Origin of the sequence: Spiroplasma endosymbiont of Poecilobothrus nobilitatus, assembly GCF_964030655.1 — a bacterium.
In the GTDB taxonomy this organism is placed as follows: domain Bacteria; phylum Bacillota_I; class Bacilli_A; order Mycoplasmatales; family Mycoplasmataceae; genus Spiroplasma.
The window spans coordinates 134,374-156,091 of the sequence record NZ_OZ034915.1; the positions used below are offsets into that span (position 1 = coordinate 134,374).

Below are 21,718 nucleotides of genomic sequence, written 5' to 3' on the forward strand. Positions count from 1 at the left end.
TATGTTTCTAAAGTTGGGGTACCTTGTACTACTTGTAAAGATTGTGATAATTGACCATCTAATGCTGATTGACCTGACTGAATAAAAATATCATCAAAAGCATCTTGTGATACTTTTTTATTGCCTTTGTGTTATAAGCGGTCATTAAATCATCATCTAATATCCCATATCAATGCGTACGATTTGCTCATCTTTCTTTTGATTTAATATTAAAACTATCTTCTAAATCAAATTGTAATTTATAACAATTAGCCATAGTAGGTCATGGGTTTAATGTAGTTGAAGTAGATAAAAATAAAGGATTAGGTTCATTAATCATTTCCCAAAAAGGGACTATGCCTAATTTGTTTTTAAATTCTTGTACTAAAACAGGTTTAACATCATCTTTAATTTGTGTTTTACTTTGTCCAACAACTACCTCATTATTTTTAGGTCAACCTTTAATAACAATTTTATCTTTTGTACAAATTAAATTTAAAATAAAACCACTATCTGATTGATGATAATTTAATCAAATATCAGCACCTTGTTCAATTTCATTTATTTTTCTTACGCGTGATGTAAAGTTAAAAGGGTTAATTCATAAATCAATATTACCATCACTAGTTTCTAATAAACCAAAAATAGTTTTGCCCATTAAACTTACGGTTAATTCATTTTTATCTAATTTTTCTTTTATTTTATAAGTTTCATATCATCAATTTAATTTTTCTAAAATGTCTTTACGATGAGACTTAAATAAAATATCTTTACCATTTACTAATCGCATTTGATGGCGAGCAATAATATTTGTTAAATTAATTGTTCAATCATAATTATAAAATTTTAAAACACTATTAATATCATTTAAGTTTGGTAAACTAGGGAAAGTATTATTCATTGTTATTTTGCTCCTTTAATTTTAAGATAAGTGCATAATTAATAATATTTACTGTTAATAAATTTGGTTCATTTGCTAAAACTTGAACACATACTTTAACTTTTTGATATTGTTTAATATATTCGTTATATAAATTTAATTTACATATTGCGATATTATCTTTTTTTAATTCTTGACAAAGTATTTTTTTAACTTGTCCACAAACAGACATATAAGGTCTTTTTGCATTTATTACACGCTCATCATGTATTACATAAATATCTTTTTTCATTAAGTTATTAACTCCCTTTGTTGTCATAATTTATAATCTGTTGAACTATTATGTTTAACCATTGGTATTAATTCAAAGTGTAAGGCATAAAAATCACTATCAAATGTATCATCGTATAAGTCAAACATTCGTTCTTCTCTGGCATCTGGTTTATCTTCTCATTGAATTAATTCATATTTGGTTTTACTTACAGGACATTTTTCTCATAATCATTTTAATTGATTAGTATTTATTAACATAGTAAATGCCTCTATACGATGTTTTATTTTAAATTTTTGTTTTTGTGCTGGTTTAAATGTCATGTATTGACCAAAAGAGTAATTATATTTCTCTCGATTTAAACTTTGCAATGTTGAATATGCACTATCATCAACATTAATTGATATTCCTTGTTGTATTAAATTAAAATATTTATTTAATTGATTATTATAAAACTATAAAATATCTTTTACTTGTTCTAATTCATTTTTAAATTGCTGAGTAGCATTTTAATGCGTATATTCTGCCACTTTATATGCTTTTTTATCAAATGAATTATATATTCAGAAACTTGCTGCTGTTGTATGTCCCTTAGGACTTGTAGCATTCGCAATATCAACACCACCTAATAACTTAGCTGGTTGAATAATATCTGTTGCTTGCATAATATCAATATATCGTGCAAAGATTGACTCACTAGTATTGCCTGGTAAACCTCAACTTCATACTCTTGCTCTTTCAATATCTAATTGTTCTAATCTTAATTGTTCATTAACTTTTTCTTGTGGTAATTCATAATTTAATCTTCAACTAGAATAATGAATAATAATTTTCATATTTCATTTTTCTATATAAGTAATTTGTTCATATTTACTACGCATTATTTCTTCATTAAAAGGTAATAATTCATTACAATAACCAACAATATATCTTTTTAAACTTTCAGGATTACAGGTATTAATTGTTATTTTATTTTGATAACCACGAATAGCAAACTCTAAATCACTTAAGTCTTTTTGTTGAAATTGATCACATTCTTCTCTTCAATCAATAACTAATTTATATTTATTCAAATCAGCAAAGGCTTTTAATTTTTCTTTCCTACTTGGTGAATGTAAACATTTACAATATATTTTGCTACCATTTGATAAAGTAAAAGTAAAATTAGATAGATTAATAGTATAAGGAATATGATTTTCATCTAACATATTTCATATATTTTGAAATACACTATCTTTTAAATCTTTACTCCAATACATACTAGCAATGATACAAATTGGTTGTTTAATTAATAAACTAATTTTTAATAATTCACCAAACATTTTAATATTTGATATAGTTTTACCACTATATCGTGTTCCAATTTGATTAATTTCATTAACTAATTCATATTTTTTAGCAAACGGATATTTATTACCAATACTACTATTTTGTAATAACCAATAAGGAGTTTCTAGCAAATAAGTAAAATGATTAAGCATTATTATCACTTTCTTTTTTAATATCTCTAATATCAGTTTGTAAATTAACAATTATTGGTTGTTGATTATTTAAGTTTAATTCTTTTTCAAGTTCTTTTTCTTGTAGTGAATATTTATAATTAAATGCACGCCGTCAATATAATTTAGCACCATCAGGTGAACGCATCATATATTCAATTATTTCACTTTCAATCCTATTAATTTGTCTTTCAATTAAAGGAACTATCTTTTCGCTCGCATAAGTATAATATCTTCACTTGCGAGAAAGATTGAATTTATTGGTTAAATCGTTCAAAGTATAGGGAATATTAGGTTTCTTATTGGCTCAAAATTCATCTATTTTACGCTTAAATGTGCTTAAACTTGCTGTTTTTGGATTAAATTCTTTCATTTTTTGCTCCTTTTTGCATATTAAAATTGCTATTATTTAATGAATATGATTAAATAAAAGAGTATAAAATTCTGTTAAATATACAAAAGAACTCTCATAAGTTCTTTTTTATTATCTATATTTTACACCAAAATAAAAAAAGTAAACTTAATTACTTTATTTTTTTATAAACAGCTTTAAGAGACAGAATTTACTTACTGTTTATTATTTAAATGATATACCTATAAAAATAATTTGTCAATAATTTTTAATTTAATGTTATAAATATTTTAAAAAGAATTGGAGACAGAAAAATACAAAAATATAAACATGTAAAATATGATGAACGAAATTTATTTAAAGATTTATTATTATCTGATAATTGTAAAAAGAAGAATGGCACACTTAATTTATCTGAAATATCAAGACAAACTGGTCGTGCAGTTAATACTATTAAAAGAGAAATAAATCGATTTAAAAAGGTAGAAGATTATATGCCAGTTGAAGCACAAAAATATTATAAACAAAAAAGAAAAAAATGTATTAAAAAACTGCCCACATTTACAGATGAACAACAAGAATTTTTAAATTTACGATTTAATATTCTTTACGATTCACCAGCAGAAATTATTCAACGATTTTTAATAAAGTTTTGTGTCAAATTTCCTGCTTGTCTTAAAACATTTTATAAATGAATTTATTTAGGTCTTTTGGGTTTGTTAAATAAAAATTTATTAAATGGTGGTAGAAGAAATAGAACAAAGAAAAGACCTGATAATCGCAGAAAATTAGATGAAAGATTTAGAACAATAATTTGAGATATTTAAAATAAACAATCTAATGTTGGTTGATTTGAAATGGATACGGTATTTGGTAAAGAACATCAATCTAGTTGTTTAGTATTAGTTGAGCAATCAAGCAAAAAATAATTTGCTATGAAATTAGAAGAACATACTGCTAATGAAGTTTTAGAAAAAATTGAACATATAGTTAGAATTAATGATTTAGTTGGAAAAATTAAAGGAATAATAACAGATAGAGGAAAAGAATTTAGTAAATTTGAAGAAATGGAAAAGATTGCTGGAGCTAATGTTTATTATTGTGACCCAGGTTCACCTAAACAAAAACCCTTAATTGAAAGAATAAACCGTGAATTTAGGAAAAGATACCTTAAGGGAACAGATTTTAACCTTGTTACTCAACAAAAAATAGATTGAGTAGTTGATGTTATAAATGAAAAATTAAGGCCTTGTTTAAATTGAAGAACATCTAAAGAAGTATTTTTAGAGAATTTTAAATAAGTTTATTTGAAGTAAAATTTAATAAATTATTTTTCAGTGTGCTTAAATATGTTTAAAATAGACTAAACTTACAAATATTTTATTTTTTTTAAAAAAATAGTTGCATTTATTTTAAATGATGTTATTATCATAATAACAAGAGACAGAATTTGCTGCTTGAATTTACATAATACAAAATATTAAAATTATAGCAAAGGTAATATTATTTATTACCTTTTTTATTTTGAGTGAATAGATTTATTTTGTTTTTGAAATAATATTTTTTAAATTTTTATTTTAATTTTGTAGAAAACTCTTGATGAAATAAAAAAAATCATCAATATGATAACTTTAAAAGAAAATTAAAGACTGCACTAGAGTGCACCCATTTTAGTAAGTACTAATAAAAAGTATTTACTATTTTTTTAATTATATCTTTTTCTTTACGATTTGAATATAATGTATGGAATGGCAACACTTTTTAGGACACTTTTTATATAGACATTTTTTTTCTAAGTGGATAGGCTACAATTATTAGGACCATAATTATATAGACTTCAAAATTAGATAAAATTATTAAGAAAGAAGGAATATAAAAATGGGAAATAAAACTTCATACTCTGAAGAATTTAAAAAACAAATTGTCATGCTATATAAAAATGGTAAAAGTGTTATTAATCTAGGGCAAGAATATAATTTATCAAAACCAACTATTTATAGTTGAGTTAAAAATTATAATAATTCTGGTTCATTTAAAGCAAAAGACAATCGCACACTAGAAGAAAATGAAATAATAACTTTACGAAAAGAACTTAAAGACTTGAAAATGGAAAATGACATTTTAAAGCAAGCCGCACTGATAATGGCCAAAAAATAACAATAATTAATAACAACAAAACAAAATATTCAGTAAGAAAAATATGTAAGATTTTGGGTTTATTAAAATCAACGTATTATTATCAAACTAATAAATGTATTAACAAGCAAGTTAATAATTATGAACAATAAATTATCAGTGCCTTTAATAAAAGTCGCAAAATTTATGGGGCTCGCAAAATTAAAGTTATTTTAAACAGAAAAGATATCATCTTATCGCGGCAAAAAATCAGATTCTTTATGATCAAAAATAATTTGGTTTCTAAATACACCAAATTAAAATATCATAATCATAAAACAACAGTCAATAATGACCAAATTAATAATATTTTAAATCGTCAATTTAACAACAAAAAACCTAATGAAGTTATTGTTAGTGATTTAACATATGTTCAAGTTGGCGCTAAATGACATTATATTTGTTTATTAATTTACTTGTTTAATCGTGAAATAATTGGTTATAGTGCTGGGCCGAATAAAACGGCCGAACTGGTTCAACAAGCTTTTCATAAAATAACACGACCATTAAATCAAATAACTCTATTTCATACTGATCGTGGTAATTAGTTTAAAAATAAAATCATTGATGAAATTTTAATAACTTTTAATATTAAAAGATCATTAAGCAATAAAGGCTGCCCTTATGATAATGCTGTGGCTGAAACAACTTACAAAACTTTTAAAACTGAATTTATTAAGGGTAAAAAATTTAAAAATTTAACACAATTAAAATACGAACTTTTTGATTTTGTGCATTGATATAACAATATTCGAATTCATGGCAGTTTAAATTATTTATCTCCAGTTACTTTTAGAAAACAAATGTCTATATAAAAAGTGTCCTAAAAAGTGTTGCCATTCCAAATCCTTTCATTAATTAGTTTTGCCTAATGATCAATATTAATCAGTTATTTCATCTACTGAAACTGGATAAGCTCGTATCATTAATTCTTGTAACTTACTTTCAATTTTTTTATTTCATTTTTTCATCAAATATTTTCCTTTCTGTAAAAAAACATAATATTCCTTTATTGGTTAATATTTTGATATTTAATAATTTATTTTAGTATTTACTTACTTCGCCACCCGCTTCACTTCGGGGGTGAGCGGGGGCGGATAGGATATTTTGGTAGAGTTTATCCCCATACGGAAATAAACAAAAAACAGTTTACCCAGTTATTAATTACTCTTCATCCATCCCTACACAACTTTATATAAAGAAAATAACCTTTTGGAGTTCCAACCCTCTTGTTTTTTTAGTATCCGATATTGTTTTTTCGGTTTAACATCACTCTTTTTATGAAAACAAGCCAAAAAACACATGCTATGACATTTCGCAAGTGATTAATCTTGCCGAGAATTAAAGAAATAAATAGGATAGTAAATCCAATAGCTTTTACACTTTTTTTAAGGTTTCGTGCCATAGATGAGTTATCCATCTTTAAGCATCAAAATATTAAGTTTTAGATTGCATTATTCATCAGATAGTACCTTTATTAAAAATGATATTATTAGTTGTTAAACCGAAAAAAAAATAATAAATCACAGAAAGGAAATTATAAAAATTAACTAATTTGTAGGGAAAAAATAGGTTAATTTTTAATTTTAAAGATACTATCTGATGAATAATACAAATAAAAAAATCGCCCTAATAAGCGATTACTTTAATTTATATTTAATTACTTTATTTATAATTTTTATAAAACCTAAGCTTTTTTCCGACTACCATGGAAAGGTGTTATAAAATAAAACCTTTCCATTAACCTAAATAATAATATATTTGTTATCCATTAATGATTCCACATTTCATGATAATTCTTGTGAGTAATTCGTGGTAAAATCGTTTCTCTTCGACCAATAAAAGGATAATCAAAATAAAGAATTGCTTTCCAAAATATTGGCATAATAATAACAAATCAATTAAGAGTAAAGACTGGGACTCAGAAGAAATTAGTTCCTTTGACCACTGGAATAATTCCTTTGTAAATAAAATCAATTAAACCATTGACAAACGATACTCAAATGTGCACATCAAGCATCGTCATAAATAAACCATTAAGGCCAGCAAGCGGAGTATAAACACAAAAATATAACATTGGTGAAACAAATAAAGTAAATAAATTAATAATAACATTATTCCCTGTTAAAATGGTAACCACCACAATCGTTGTCATTAAAATTGCTGTTGGCATACGGTTTTCTTTTTTACTAGTTAAAATAATGGCCGTACTAATTGCTAACGAACCGCCAAAGACAAAAGCATAATTTGGTGGTAATTTTAGTTGTAATAAATGACCAAAATTACTAGATAAAAACCAATTATAAGTTTGCGCAGAATGACCATTTGCTTGTGGTAACCGGTCAATTGGTAATAAGTTAAGTCAATCTAAAATTGTTAAATGACGTTCTTCAAATTTTGGTTGGTTAATAAAATCCCACACTTTTTTAAGTGTGGCATTATTTCAAGTATCATCAAAAATATTGTGTATTCAACCATAATGCACTGCAATATTTTTGAATAAATTTTCAAACTCTGTTTGACTTAATAATTCAACATTTGGGTTAATAAATAAATTAGTAACAAGATCTTTAAAACCAAATGGAATTAATAATGTATTTAATAGTTCATAAACAAAAGCAGCTCCTAAAAAATGGTTTGCATTTTGTTGTCACATTCATTGATAAATATGGTTTAAAACAATCGCAATTACAATTCATAGTAATAAGAAAAATAACGCTAAGAACATACTTGCTAAAACAACAAGTAAGGTAACAAATGGAAAGCCATTTAATAAACCAAATGGTTTTTCTAAGCGTAAATTAATACACTTAATATAAATGTATGATGAAACAATTCCTACTGTTATTCCTCCTAAAATTGAAGTATTTAAGGTAACAAGGCCAAAACTTGAGCCTAAAAACATTGCTAAATTTTCACCTTTGTAAAAGAAGAGAATACTTGTTACATAAAGTTTTCCTTCTGGGATTATTTTATATTGAATTAATGCATACTGCATAACAATGAAAACCAAAAAGCCAGTAACAGCAATTGCTACGGCCTTTACATTGTTGGTAATACTAATCACTGTTACTAAACAAAAGATAATTGATAAATTATTAAAAAATGCTTTTCCAATTTTAATACAAACATCACCAATCGCTAGGGCAACAAGATTATTAGTATATTCTTGTAAAATCATGCCAATTCCATAAATTAAAACAATTAATAATAATGGAATAATTATTAAAGTAATAATTTTAATAAAATATTCATAAATATTTCTAATTTTAATTTTATTACTATTGTTACGATAGCCTTTTCCGTTTTTTATAATTTGATACAACCTATCAATTTTCAAAATTATTGTCCTTTCTTTACAAACAAATTAATTTTTTATTGACGGTAAAAACTGGATTTTGTCAGTTACTGAACTAAAAAATGGATAAGGCTCAACATATTGTTGTGAAATATTGATATTATATACAACACCAAAATTAATAATCTTCTTGTCTTCTTTTACTTGGCCAAGAACTGATAAACGAATAAAATCAGTAATATATTTTGATTCAATTATGTCAATTATAAATTGACCATTTCGTTCTTGTAATTTAAAATCAGCAGTGTTAAAAGTAACATTTGACAAATCTCTTATTTTTTTATGTCCTTTTAAATTAGTTTCCATATTTAATATATTAAATTTAAATTTTGGATATTTTTGAACAAATTCTGGTCAAGTATTAGCATATTTTGCATATTCAAAAATTAAAGATTTTTGTTTATTGACAAAACCAGAGGCAAGTTTTTGCGCAGGAAAAGTATCTTTTCCTGTCATACTTGCTATATTATATTCTACTACCTCTTGTGCAAATTCATGTCTTTGAACTGTTGAAGTTCCCTTATTAATATTTGGCATACCTGCAACTGAAGTTGTTGTCACTGCAATCACTCCTAAAGTAAATCTTTTCATATTTAAAAACTCCTTTTTGTATATATTAAATTGATATTGTTGATAATTGATACATGGTTAATACATGGTTGATATAAAAATAGGCAATCCTATGTAATGATGATATCACATTTTTCTTTTAAAAAAGAAAAAATATTATTTTAATTTTGTAGAAAAATCTTGATGAAATAAAAAAAATCATTAATATGATAACTTTAAAAGAAAATTATATAAAATTTTAATATTGTTATTTAACTTTTTTATACGTTAAAATATAATACCGATGATTGTTGGTTTGGCGTTAAACCTTTATGCTGGTATTTTCATTTTCAGAGATTTAAATAATTTGGTTGTATGTATTATTTAAGGGTTTTAAATTAATATCTTAGAAATTGTGGAATAATATACCACTTACTTATCTAAAGTATATAACTTCTAATTTTATTGTCAACAATATTTTAACATTTTTTAAATTTTTCCACAACAAAAATACATTTTTATTAAAGTTATTTAATTTATTAGATAAAATTAATAAAAATATAAGTTTGGTTGTAAATTATTATTTACAAAATTATTAACTGAATAATTAATTCTATTTTCTTCTAATGGTTCATTAGTATTAAATAAATTAATTTTATTTTTAAAATTCATCATACTAGTATTTAATTTATTTTTAAGCGTTTTTTCATGATAAGTTGCTTTTTTAACCAAAACACCTTTACAGTAATGTGATATATCACCCTCAATATGACAACCAATATTATTTCATAATGTTTGATTTCTGACACCTTCTTCATTATTTTTAATTAATCTAATTGTCTCTTTTAAGAATTTCATTTTTGATTCTTTTATAAAAGAAGCACTGTTTTCTAAACATTCTAATAATTCTTCATATTTAGCATTAAAAAAATAATCAACTGATTTATGATAGGTTTTTTTATTTTGCTTATTTTTACTTTGATAAGGATATAATTTTTTAAATCTACTTGCAAGATGAAATTTATCTATCGTGTAATGTACTTTATTTTTAGGGAAATATTCTTGAATAAATTTTGCAATATTTTTAATTCAAGGTGCACCATCGCCCAATACCATAAATTCAATATTGTCATTAATATCATAATAACCGGTAATTAATGTAAGTAATTTATTAACAAAATTAGTTAATTTACTATTTTTTTTAATATATTCTGGAATATTATCTAACTCTATAACACCTAATTTATTTGCAATTATAGGTCTTTTTTTAGTTGATTTTGATTTATCAAAACCAGTATGAACAGTTGAAAATATACTGTGTTTTTTTATTTTTTCTTTTCTTTTTTTCTTTTCATTTCACATTTTTAAATAAGTTCCATCAATTTGAATATATAAAGTATGAGGCACCTTTATTTTTTTATCAGTTTTATTAAGATAATATTCTTTATCAATTTTTGCATTTTTCATAATATTTGAAATTGTTTTTATACAAATTTTTACATATTCCATAGTATCTAAAATATCTTTATATGTTTTTTTATTACCAATAAATGATAATATTTTTCCTTTAACAGTATTATCTATTCTTTGTCATTTTTCAATTCCTAAAATTTTATCCAAAGGAAAAATATATTCTTCTTTACATGTTTCTGGATTAATTTTATAATATTTTCTTCTTTTAAAAGTTATTTTCCCATTTAAAATAGTTAATGTTCTTGATTTTATTTCTTTTACTTTATAATCTTTAAATTCTTTTAAAGCTTCATCAGTTTTATAATTTTTAAAAATTCATTCATCACAATCTTCTAAATTTTGTTGAATAATTTCAATACTTTGTATATATAACAAATTATTAAAATTATTAAAAAAGTTGTCATCAATATTCATTATTTTCATACCCTCTTTTCTATAATTTAGGACTTTAACACAAAAATAATGAAAATGCAAAAAAAATATTATTTTTTATTTGTTGTGTTATAATTTAGTTGTTAATTATTAGCAAATTAATTTAACTGAAAAAAGTAAAGTAATTTACTTTTTTTTATTTTGATGTAAAATATAAATAATAAAAAAAAGAACGATTTAAGTTCTTTCACACAGTTTTTTTACTCTTTTATTTAATCATATTTATTAAATAATAGCAATTTTAATATGCAAAAAGGAGTAAAAAATGGCAACTTTTAATACTATTTTGAATGAAACTAAGGCATTTTTAGACAAAAAAGGCGACAAATTAAGCAATAAAAGAGCATATTTATACTATTTAAAACTATCATTTGATAATTGAGAAAATAAAGTGGCTAAAAAAACTGCTGATTTTATTAAGGATACGATAAATGAATTAGAAATAGAACAAGAATTATCGTTATTAAATGATCGCTATGGCGGGGGTAAAAAGATTTATTTTGATAAATATGTTAATGATATTAACAATAATCAACAGCCAATAATAGTTAATTTACAAACAGATATTAGAGATATTAAAAAAGAAAGTGATAATAATGCTTAATCATTTTACTTATTTGTTAGAAACTCCTTATTGGTTATTACAAAATAGTAGTATGGGTAATAAATATCCCTTTGCTAAGAAATATGGTTTAGTTAATGAAATTAATCAAATTGGAACACGATATAGTGGTAAAACTATATCAAATATTAAAATGTTTGGTGAATTATTAAAAATTAGTTTATTAATTAAACAACCAATTTGTATCATTGCTAGTATGTATTGGAGTAAAGATTTAAAAGATAGTGTATTTCAAAATATCTGAAATATGTTAGATGAAAATAATATTCCTTATACTATTAATTTATCAAATTTTACTTTTACTTTATCAAATAGTAGCAAAATATATTGTAAAGGTTTACATTCACCAAGCCGGAAAGAAAAATTAAAAGCCTTTGCTGATTTGAATAAATATAAATTAGTAATTGTTTGAAGAGAAGAATGTGATCAATTTCAACAAAAAGACTTAAGTGATTTAGAATTTGCTATTCGTGGTTATCAAAATAAAATAACAATTAATACATGTAATCCTGAAAGTTTAAAAAGATATATTGTTGGTTATTGTAATGAATTATTACCTTTTAATGAAGAAATAATGTGTAGTAAATATGAACAAATTAAGTATATTGAAAAATGAAATATGAAGATTATTATTCATTATTCTAGTTGAAGACTTAATTATGAATTACCACAAGATAAAGTTAATGAACAGTTAAGATTAGAACAGTTAGATATTGAAAGAGCAAGAGTTTGGAGTTGAGGTTTACCAGGCAATACTAGCGGGTCAATCTTTGCAAGATATATTGATATTATGCAAGCAACAGATATTATTCAACCAACTAAATTATTAGGTGGTGTTGATATTGCGAATGCTACTAGTCCTAAGGGACATACAACAGCAGCGAGTTTTTGAATATATAATTCATTTGATAAAAAAGCATATAAAGTAGCAGAGTATACTCATTCAAATGCTACTCAACAATTTAAAACTGAATTAGAACAAGTTAAAGATATTTTAGAGTTTTATAACAATCAATTAAATCAATATTTTAATTTAATACAACAAGGTATTAGTATAAATGTTGATGATAGTGCTTATTCAACATTACAAAGTTTAAACCGAGAGAAATATAATTATACTTTTGGTCAATATATGACATTTAAACCAGCACAAAAACAGAAATTTAAAATAAGGCATCGTATTGAAGCCTTTACCATGTTAATAAATACAAATCAATTAAAATGATTATGAGAAAAATGTCCTGTAAGTAAAACACAATATGAATTAATTCAATGAGAAGATAAACCAGATGCCAGAGAAGAACGAATGTTAGACTTATATGATGATACATTTGATAGTGATTTTTATGCTTTACATTTTGAATTAATACCAATGGTTAAACATAATAGTTCAGCAGAATATAAATTATGACAACAAAGGGAGTGAATAAATTAATGAAAAAAGATATTTATGTAATACATGATGAGCGTGTAATAAATGCAAAAAGACCTTATATGTCTGTTTGTGGACAAGTTAAAAAAAGACTTTGTCAAGAATTAAAAAAAGATAATATCGCAATATGTAAATTAAATTTATATAACGAATATATTAAAAAATATCAAAAAGTTAAAGTATGTGTACAAGTTTTAGCAAATGAACCTAGTTTATTAACAGTAAATATTATTAATTATGCACCTATTTTAATATTAAAGGAGCAAAATAACAATGAATAATACTTTCCCTAGTTTACCAAACTTAAATGATATTAATAGTGTTTTAAAATTTTATAATTATGATTGAACAATTAATTTAGCAAATATTATTGCTCGCCATCAAATGCGATTAATAAATGGTAAAGATATTTTATTTAAGTCTCATCGTAAAGATATTTTAGAAAAATTAAATTGATGATATGAAACTTATAAAATTAAAGAGAAATTAGATAAAAATGAATTAACCGCAAGTTTAATGGGTAAAACTATCTTTGGTTTATTAGAAACATCAGATGGCAATATTGATTTATGAATTAACCCATTTAACTTTACATCAAGAGTAAGTAAAATAAATGAAATTGAACAAGGTGCTGATATTTGATTAAATTATCATCAATCAGATAGTGGTTTTATTTTAAATTTAATTTGTACTAAAGATAAAATAGTTATTAAAGGTTGACCTAAAAATAATGAAGTAGTTGTTGGGCAAAGTAAGACACAAATTAAAGATAATGTAAAACCTATTTTAGTACAAGAATTTAAAAATAAATTAGGTATAGTACCTTTTTGAGAAATGATAAATGAACCTAATCCTTTATTTTTATCAACATCAACTACTTTGAATCCATGACCTACTATGGCAAATTGTTATAAACTACAATTTGATTTAGAAGATAGTTTTAATATTAAATCAAAAGAAAGATATGCGAATCGTACGCATTGATATGGGGTACTGAGTGATGATTTAATGACCGCTTATAACAAAGGTAATAAAAAAGTACTACAAGATGTATTTGATGATATTTTTGTTCAATCAAGTTCATCTACTGTAGATGGTCAATTATCCCAATCTTTACAAGTAGTACAAGGAACACCAACCTTAGAAACATATACCGAAGACCAAAAATCAATTATTGAACAAGTATATTTAGCATGTCATTTTTCTAGTCCTTTTGGTGATAAATCAGATAATGACCAAAATAAAACACAATCATTATTAACTAAAACCAAAGATTTAGAAAAACAAGCATATTTACAAGCATATCGTAAACAATATTATACTAAGATGTTTGATGTGGTTTTAAAATATTATAATTTATGAGATGGTATTGGTGAACGCCCGTATGGTTTTGATTTTATTAGTGCTAGTTTAGTAGACCAAATGCGACAAAATGAATTAATTACAGCTAGATTAGATAATGGCACAATGGAACCAATAAGAGCAATAACTGAATATGATAATGTTGATGAATTAGAAGCAACTAAATATTTTGAAAAAGTAGAAGCATGACAAGATAAAATGCAAACTAAAGAAATCGAACATAATAATAAATTACTAGAATATGATGAAACTGGTAATAATCAAAATGCCTTACAAGGTATAACAGAAATTAAGGAGAATTAAAAAATGAGTAGAATTAATCCAGGGGTTATAGAAGAATTAAGAAGACAAGCCCACGATACTTTAATAGATATCAGAGAAAACATAAAAGATAATAGACATTGAATGGTATTTCCTTTTAATGTTTATAGTTCATATATTCCTGATACTGAAACAGGCTGAAAACCTAATAATGCTAAACCAAGTGATTATGGTAGTTATTCAAGAATATTTGACAATATGGAAAGTACTATTGCGCAATGACAAGGTAGTTTAAAAATAGTTCAAAAATATAAAGGTGAAGATATTAATATCTTAACGATTGATGATTTTAGTAAACAACCAATTAAATCAACTATATGAGCCAATAATGAAACACCTTTTGCTATAAAATTAAAAGATGAAAATAATAATGTTTATTGAAAATTAATTGATGGTGAAAACATTTATGATGTTAATAAAATGTTAGAATATTTAAATCAATATAAATTAAGTTATTTTATTAATAATGATAATAAAGCCGATAATTACTATACAAAAGAAGTTAAAGTTGGTAAATATTGAGATGCTTATATGATTGATGATAGAAGTTCTATTCAATTTGGTGAAGCTAAATTTGAACAAGTATTTACTCAGCAATCAACCGAAAGACAATATACTTTATTAATTTTAGATGAAGATGTTAATAAATTAAATATTAATGATTATTATAATTTTTATACGGCATTTAATGACCGTGGATTAAATATTGGTGGTGGTGATATTAATTCTGCACCTCAAGATAGACAATGATTATATCCCTCAAATGTTATTAATTATTATTCACCTTATGATGGTAGTTTTTTATGACAAGAAATTACTTTTTCAAGTATTAATGACAAAATTAGTAATAGTGGTTTATCAGTAAAACAATTTATACAAACATCAGCCCCGGGTGAAGGTTATTGTTTTCCTAAAATAACTTATAATGAAAAATTAAATAAAGGTATTGTTGAATTAGATGAGATTTTATTAAAAGACCCTGGTGTTAGAGCAATGGCAGTTAAATTTTATGGTAATCCGATCTTTTTTGATATGCCAGTTATTGGCCGACCAATTATTAAAGGTCAATTTAATAAAAAAGTAATGAATTCACGTGATTTATTAATGTATAACATGTTTCCTGCTCCACCTGATAAAATTAATACTTATGCTTCACCCGAAGTAAGTTGATATAACATTCAAGGGATTCAACCAACTATGATAACAGGTTATGAAAATTGAAAAAAAGATATGGAAAGTAGATATGATTTTTGAAAACAAAAAAATAGTGAGGGTATTGTTATAACTGACCCTACTACTACATCAGCAACTAATTCTAGTGTTGGTAGAAATATTCATACAGAAGATAATAGTTCTAAATTCTATTGGTCTAAAAATTGAACTATTACACCACCTGACAAAGTAAAAGTAAATAGTGGCAATGTTAATAACATTATTAGTACCCAAGCCTCATCTTATTTTAGAAGAAAAGATGAATTTGGTAATACAGTTGGCAGCATTCAAATTGAATATAATAAAATGGGTGCATGTAATGTTTGAGATATTTTAAATATGAATAATTTTATTAATCGCCAAATTACAGTATTACCTTTAAACTATACTCAAAAATTAGTTTTTAATCCATTTACTATACCAGGTGGAGTTGGTAAATTCTTAAACTTTATTTCGTTTGGTATTCCATGGGGTTGAGTAATTAATCAAGATGAAAAAACTTGACCTAATTTTCAATGACTTAATGGCTTTATGAGTGCTAATATTTATAGTTTTTATAATGATGCATTTTGGTCAGAAAAATCAAAAGGTAAAGGTTATTTACCATTTGAAATATTTAGAGAACAAGGAAATGATAAAGTTGGTGCTATCTTTGGAGCAAATGCTACTAGTTTAGGTTTTACAACTTTATTAACTGATAAATGCAAAGGTACTGTTTTAACTAAGAATGGTAAACCAACAAGTGAATTAGTGTATTCAACTTATAATTTAAAACAATTAAATGAAAAAACTAACCGAGTTTATCTAATTAATGAACAAACAAAAGCAGTAGATGCTCAAACACCAGTTAGTGATAGTGAAAAAGATAATGATTGCGAATTCTTACAAACACCAGATGGAACAAATTGTAGTTATATAATTGATATGTTTTCAATTCAAGCCTTATATAAAGGTAATTTTGAAATTATCTTTTATGCTGATAATCCATATACTAATAATGAAGAAGATTATTTACGCTTATCAGTATGGAGTTTTCGTGGAAAAACAAAAAGTAAATTAAATAATTATTTACGCGATATGACAACTAATTACAAAACTAGTTTCTTATTACCACACGACTATGAAATACCAACATTTAATTACCCTGAATATGTCTTACCACCAGTTCCATATAACTATAAACCTTATACAAAAGATATTATGCCTGCTCGTGTAGTACAAACACTAAAAACTAAAATTACCGCACCAGCACAATGCACTAATAGCGGTTATGTAAATGATAATAATTTTATTAATTTATTTAATAATGAATTTAATGAAGGTTATTATGAAACTGAAATTGATTTAAAACAAATTGACCCAACAATTCAAAGTATAGATAAATTTATTAGTTCTTATAAAATAATAGAAATAAGTAATCTTAATAATATACAAGTTGAATGTGGACCACCTGATATCGAAAATTTTATTCCTAATAGAAATATTAATTTATCGGGAGGGGTTAATAGTTGTAATAATGATGGTGGTTCATTAGCAAATATAACTTTATACAAAAGTGGTCGTTCACAAACAGATAAAGTTAATTTTGAAAATACAATAACTTTATATACTGATAATATAAAAGTAAATGATATTCAAACATTTGCTACTGCATATACTAATGGATTATCTGAAAAAGGTTATAAAAATACTTATTATATAAATGATAGAAAGTATAGTATTAATTTTTTGCTTCAAATAACAAATCTTCCCAATGAAGATTATAATAATTTAATTAGTAATAAAATTAAAGAAACTTATTTACAAACATATTATACTAATGATGTAAAATTAAAAATTAGATTTTCAAAAATATTATTTGTTAACTTATCATGTATTGGAATTGAAAAATTCCCAAATCAAGAATATTTTAAATATTGAGGTAATGATAAAGATATAAAAATAGATGTTTCTAATCCAAATGTATTAGGTATTAGAAACAAAAGTGATAACCCAGTTAAAATTACATTTAAACCAAGATAAAGAAAAAGATATAATAAATAAAAGTTTATAAACCTTTTTTATTAATACTTACTAAATGGGGTGCAGTCTTTTAAAATATCTTTTTTTATTCTCCCTTAACTTTTACATTACCATCATTATCAACAATTAAGTCAGGTAAATTTTGTTCTTCACCATTTCAACGATAAACTTTTATTCATAAATTAGACCAGGGCAATTTAATATTAACATCTGGATTATTATTTATTCTTTTTGATAATTTTATATTATTAGAATTATCCTTATATATTATGTAATATCATTTATTATCAACCTCATTAAATGGTTTTTCTTGTAGTGCTATTCATTCTAAATTATCTTTGATTTCTTGGTTAGTAGTATTTATTTTATGTTTTTCTTTTAATTCTTTTAATTGTTCTTTGGTATAGTGTGTTGTTGTATTACAAGCTACTAAACTTGTTGTACTTGTTCCAATTAATGATATTACTCCAATAATACTTAATATTTTTTTCATATTTTTAAATTCCTTTTTATTGTTTGATAATTTAATTAAAAATGGAAATAATAACTTATTTCCAACTTAACATAAAATTAAAATCTATGATTCAATATCGGCTATTCAACAACTTGCAGATGTAATTTCTGCAACGCCAGACAACATTGGGCCAATAATAGGAATAAGATCTAAAAAACCAGCAGCCAAATTAGAATATGCAGCACATCTCTCTAGAGCTTGAGAACGATTTTCAATTTGATTTAATCTACTAGATAAATCATTAAGTTTATTATTTAATTCATTAAATTTATTTTCTAAACTGTTAATTCTAATTGTATTTCGAACTATTTGAAGATTTTGATTAAAAGAGTGAATTTGACTTCGAAGTTGAAAATATTTATCTTCTTTTCATGTTCTTTTTTGCGAAGGTGTAAAATATATTATATCTTGTCTAATTTGTCGATTTAGTTCATTTTTTCATGTATTGAAATTATTTTCTCATTGAGTAAACAAAGGAAAATTTCTTTTATAGTAAACATCAATTTCTCACATTGTATCATTTATGATTATAAATTTTTCTGTATGTTTTCCATTTGAATTATTTCATACCCAATTAGCATCATTATTTTTTTTAAATCTTGTTGTATTTGCTTGCGATGATTCTATTTCAATAGAATATCCATTTTCATAAACAAGTCCATCATAGCTTTCTTTTAAATTATGAGCACGCAAAACATTATTCATAAAATCAGATGGATTAAAAGTAATTATTCTAATAACATTACCGTTTTCATTTTTAATAGTAATATTTTTATATGTTTCAAAGCTATAATCATAGCCATCATGGTGGTTTCTTACATAAAATTTTATTCTTTTGGCTACAGTATCTAATCAAACTACACCTCTTTCTTGCATATCTGAACCTAAAAGAGATATTCTTGGATTTAAACTAGCAATATAATTTGTTTCTTGTTCTGCTGTATTTCTTTTATTTCTATTTAAAACCTCTAAATTATTTGTTTGTGAATAATTAATGTCATTATTTTTTAATTTATTTTCTAATTTTTGATAAGGACTAGCGGCAATTGTTGTTGGTACAGCAGTTCCACTAATTGTTAATACACTTAATAAACTTAGTAATTTTTTCATTACTTGTATTTCTCCTTTTCTTAATCTTGAAACTTTTTATCAAGATCTACTTTCAGTATATATATATATATGCAATCAAAATTAACTAATTATTTAAAATTTTATCTTGTTAAATACCTCTTATTACGCGTTTTAAGGTCTAAATTAGCAACAAAATACATTAAGTTTAGTATTTATTTACATAAAGTATTGTATTGGTAAATTATTAATATATAATTAATGTAAGTTTTAATCTTTTTGTATCAAAAAAAGAGTTTATGCTGACTTGTTAATCGGACAAGGATAAAAAAAGAGGAGTTTATAAAATGACACTTACAAAAGAACAATTAATCGAACAAGGTTTAAGTAAAGAGATTGCAGATAATATCTTAAATCAGTTTAATAATGAAGCAAAGCAAATTAGAGAAAGTGTGCAAAAACGCGAAGATGTTATATCAAAAGAAGATTTTATTAAATTATCTAATGAATTAGATGAATTAAAAGCATTTAAAGATGTTCCATCTACTAAAATTGAAGATATTAAAATTAATTTAAATAAAGTTAGTGGTAGTTCTTTATCTGAAAAAATGCAAACTTTAAAAGAATTAAAACCTGATTTGTTTGTTGAAGAACAACCATCAGTTTCACCTGGTAATTTAATTAAAGAAATGATTCAAAAATCTAGTGAAAATAAAAATGATGAAATTGAAATTATTAAAGAAAAAGGAGCATATACTCCAGAAGAAATTAAAAAATTAACTGATTATACACTTAAAAACCTTAGATAATAAGGAGTGAATATTATGGCAACAATTAATTTGCCACAAGCACCTTTTACATTACAAGGTAATACAACAGGTCAAAAAGCCTATGTTGATATGGTTAATGCTTTATTGCGTGGACCTTTATATAATGAATATGCAAGTATTATGCAGTATGCTACTGCAACAGCAGAACAAGTTGCTTGATTACCAAATGCAGGACAAGCATTATATAATTTAACTCATCGTGTGGTATGACAAGATGATTATTCATTACCAAATGGTGGAGCAACTCAAACAATGGGATTAACAAGAATTCCAGTTCCAATTGATAAAAGATTTAATTTAAAATTAATGAATGAAGCTTTTGACTTAGCATTAATAGAACAAAATATTAAAAATGGTGTTATTGCTGATGCTATTTCTAGTGTTGTACAGAATAAATTTGTTAATTTAGAATGTGAATTAATTCAGGCTATTTATGATTATTGTTTAGCAGATGGCCAATATGAAGTAATTCCATTTCGTAGTTATACAGCAGAAAATGCCGATGATGCAAATAAAGCATTCTTTACATTAAATGAAACTTTAATTGAATTAACAAATCAAATTAGTAATTTATATTTTGGTTTACCAACCGATAAAATGTTTATGGTTTTAGGACGAAGAGCCTATTTGGGATTAACACCTGCTTATTTAAAAGTAATTGGTTCACAAGCACAATTAAAAGCAATGGTTAATGGTGAATTATATGAAAATACTGCAATGGGAATTCCAGTATCTAAAAGTTTTCATTTAGAAAAAAGATATACAAAAGGACAAGTTAATCGTGATAAAGGTTATAATTTTACTAATGTAAATGGTTTAATTATTAATAAACAAGTATGAGCATATCCAATTAATATGGATACTATTCAACAAGTTTTAGATAATGATACTGCTAACCCTAAATGAATTGGTAAAGTACAATATGCAACACCAACTATTTTATATCCAAAAACATGTAAGATTATTTTAGAAAAACAACCAACACAAGATGAAATTAATACTGCTAAAAGCAACCTTAATAAAACATTTAGAGTACCAGTTGATTATGAAATTCAATTATCAACTCCCAGTAAAATTAATATCAGTAAAATTAATAGAATAGATAAACCAACTATTCATGTTGATACTCCAACGCAAACAACAGCCGAGCAATTAAAACCACAATTTAAAAATGTTGTTTTAAAAGCAGTTAAAGCAATAAATAATTCTTTAACTGAAAATGATTATGATTACTTTATTGAAAGTAAAGGTGAAGACTGACCGATTGATATTACAAATGATAAAACAGTTGCAGTTCAAATTGAAGGTAAAAACAACGCTACTGGTCAAACAAATCCTATTGATATTGTAATTAAAAATTCTTAATA

Annotated in this window: 17 protein-coding genes and 2 pseudogenes; 9 read left to right on the forward strand and 10 right to left on the reverse strand. The window is 24.4% G+C overall.

Annotated elements, in window-relative coordinates; translation table 4 throughout:
* Positions 1-58: 58 nt before the first annotated feature.
* The 5 genes from AAHM76_RS00860 to AAHM76_RS00880 form a co-directional block, all read right to left on the reverse strand.
* A complete protein-coding gene (locus AAHM76_RS00860; protein WP_342256255.1) occupies positions 59-880 on the reverse strand; it encodes a hypothetical protein in 822 nt (273 codons plus the stop codon).
* Positions 873-1,151: a hypothetical protein gene (locus AAHM76_RS00865; RefSeq protein ID WP_342256256.1), complete on the reverse strand. Its 279-nt coding sequence runs from the start codon at positions 1,149-1,151 to the stop codon at positions 873-875. Before AAHM76_RS00865 ends, AAHM76_RS00860 begins: the two co-directional genes overlap by 8 nt.
* A complete protein-coding gene (locus tag AAHM76_RS00870) occupies positions 1,151-1,501 on the reverse strand; it encodes a hypothetical protein (RefSeq protein WP_342256257.1) in 351 nt (116 codons plus the stop codon). The genes AAHM76_RS00865 and AAHM76_RS00870 overlap by 1 nt, the downstream gene beginning before the upstream one ends.
* 138 nt (positions 1,502-1,639) lie before the next feature.
* Positions 1,640-2,611: a PBSX family phage terminase large subunit gene (locus tag AAHM76_RS00875; RefSeq protein WP_342256258.1), complete on the reverse strand. Its 972-nt coding sequence runs from the start codon at positions 2,609-2,611 to the stop codon at positions 1,640-1,642.
* Entirely contained in the window at positions 2,604-3,002 is a 399-nt protein-coding gene (locus AAHM76_RS00880) for a hypothetical protein (protein WP_342256259.1), read from the reverse strand. The genes AAHM76_RS00875 and AAHM76_RS00880 overlap by 8 nt, the downstream gene beginning before the upstream one ends.
* 293 nt (positions 3,003-3,295) lie before the next feature.
* On the opposite strand from AAHM76_RS00880, the pseudogene AAHM76_RS00885 reads away from it, so the two are divergent.
* Both AAHM76_RS00885 and AAHM76_RS00890 read left to right on the forward strand, forming a co-directional pair.
* Positions 3,296-4,282 (forward strand): annotated as a pseudogene (locus AAHM76_RS00885) (IS30 family transposase).
* Positions 4,283-4,859: 577 nt separating this feature from the next.
* Positions 4,860-5,971: pseudogene (locus AAHM76_RS00890) on the forward strand (IS3 family transposase).
* A gap of 956 nt (positions 5,972-6,927) precedes the next feature.
* Here AAHM76_RS00890 and AAHM76_RS00895 read toward each other — a convergent pair.
* From AAHM76_RS00895 to AAHM76_RS00905, 3 genes are all read right to left on the reverse strand, one after another.
* Positions 6,928-8,496 carry a PTS transporter subunit EIIC gene (locus AAHM76_RS00895; protein WP_342256260.1) on the reverse strand — a complete coding sequence of 523 codons (1,569 nt, stop codon included), beginning with the start codon at positions 8,494-8,496 and terminating at the stop codon, positions 6,928-6,930.
* 27 nt (positions 8,497-8,523) lie between these two features.
* Complete coding sequence (locus AAHM76_RS00900; RefSeq protein ID WP_342256261.1) at positions 8,524-9,105, reverse strand: hypothetical protein; 582 nt, start codon at positions 9,103-9,105, stop codon at positions 8,524-8,526.
* A gap of 507 nt (positions 9,106-9,612) precedes the next feature.
* Positions 9,613-10,950 (reverse strand): Mbov_0401 family ICE element transposase-like protein, encoded by a 1,338-nt coding sequence (locus AAHM76_RS00905; RefSeq protein ID WP_342256262.1) that lies wholly within the window; start codon positions 10,948-10,950, stop codon positions 9,613-9,615.
* 283 nt (positions 10,951-11,233) lie between these two features.
* On the opposite strand from AAHM76_RS00905, the gene AAHM76_RS00910 reads away from it, so the two are divergent.
* The 5 genes from AAHM76_RS00910 to AAHM76_RS00930 are packed head-to-tail and all read left to right on the forward strand — an operon-like array spanning position 11,234 to position 17,939.
* On the forward strand, positions 11,234-11,572 hold the full coding sequence (locus AAHM76_RS00910; protein ID WP_342256263.1) for a hypothetical protein: 339 nt from the start codon (positions 11,234-11,236) through the stop codon (positions 11,570-11,572).
* The gene (locus tag AAHM76_RS00915) at positions 11,565-13,025 is read left to right on the forward strand and encodes a PBSX family phage terminase large subunit (protein WP_342256264.1); all 1,461 of its coding nucleotides are present in this window, start codon (positions 11,565-11,567) and stop codon (positions 13,023-13,025) included. Before AAHM76_RS00910 ends, AAHM76_RS00915 begins: the two co-directional genes overlap by 8 nt.
* Entirely contained in the window at positions 13,025-13,303 is a 279-nt protein-coding gene (locus tag AAHM76_RS00920) for a hypothetical protein (RefSeq protein ID WP_342256265.1), read from the forward strand. The genes AAHM76_RS00915 and AAHM76_RS00920 overlap by 1 nt, the downstream gene beginning before the upstream one ends.
* Positions 13,296-14,687 (forward strand): hypothetical protein, encoded by a 1,392-nt coding sequence (locus AAHM76_RS00925; protein WP_342256266.1) that lies wholly within the window; start codon positions 13,296-13,298, stop codon positions 14,685-14,687. The genes AAHM76_RS00920 and AAHM76_RS00925 overlap by 8 nt, the downstream gene beginning before the upstream one ends.
* A 3-nt stretch (positions 14,688-14,690) precedes the next feature.
* Positions 14,691-17,939 (forward strand): hypothetical protein, encoded by a 3,249-nt coding sequence (locus AAHM76_RS00930; RefSeq protein ID WP_342256267.1) that lies wholly within the window; start codon positions 14,691-14,693, stop codon positions 17,937-17,939.
* Between the two features lie 85 nt (positions 17,940-18,024).
* Here the strand turns inward: AAHM76_RS00930 and AAHM76_RS00935 are convergent, their stop codons facing one another.
* Positions 18,025-18,432, reverse strand: coding sequence for a lipoprotein (locus tag AAHM76_RS00935; RefSeq protein WP_342256268.1), 408 nt, complete (start codon positions 18,430-18,432; stop codon positions 18,025-18,027).
* A gap of 84 nt (positions 18,433-18,516) precedes the next feature.
* Complete coding sequence (locus AAHM76_RS00940; RefSeq protein WP_342256269.1) at positions 18,517-19,563, reverse strand: hypothetical protein; 1,047 nt, start codon at positions 19,561-19,563, stop codon at positions 18,517-18,519.
* Between the two features lie 305 nt (positions 19,564-19,868).
* Here AAHM76_RS00940 and AAHM76_RS00945 point away from each other — a divergent pair, with 305 nt between their 5' ends.
* Positions 19,869-20,330 (forward strand): hypothetical protein, encoded by a 462-nt coding sequence (locus AAHM76_RS00945; RefSeq protein ID WP_342256270.1) that lies wholly within the window; start codon positions 19,869-19,871, stop codon positions 20,328-20,330.
* A 15-nt stretch (positions 20,331-20,345) separates the two neighbouring features.
* Complete coding sequence (locus tag AAHM76_RS00950; protein ID WP_342256271.1) at positions 20,346-21,716, forward strand: hypothetical protein; 1,371 nt, start codon at positions 20,346-20,348, stop codon at positions 21,714-21,716.
* Positions 21,717-21,718 lie beyond the last annotated feature (2 nt).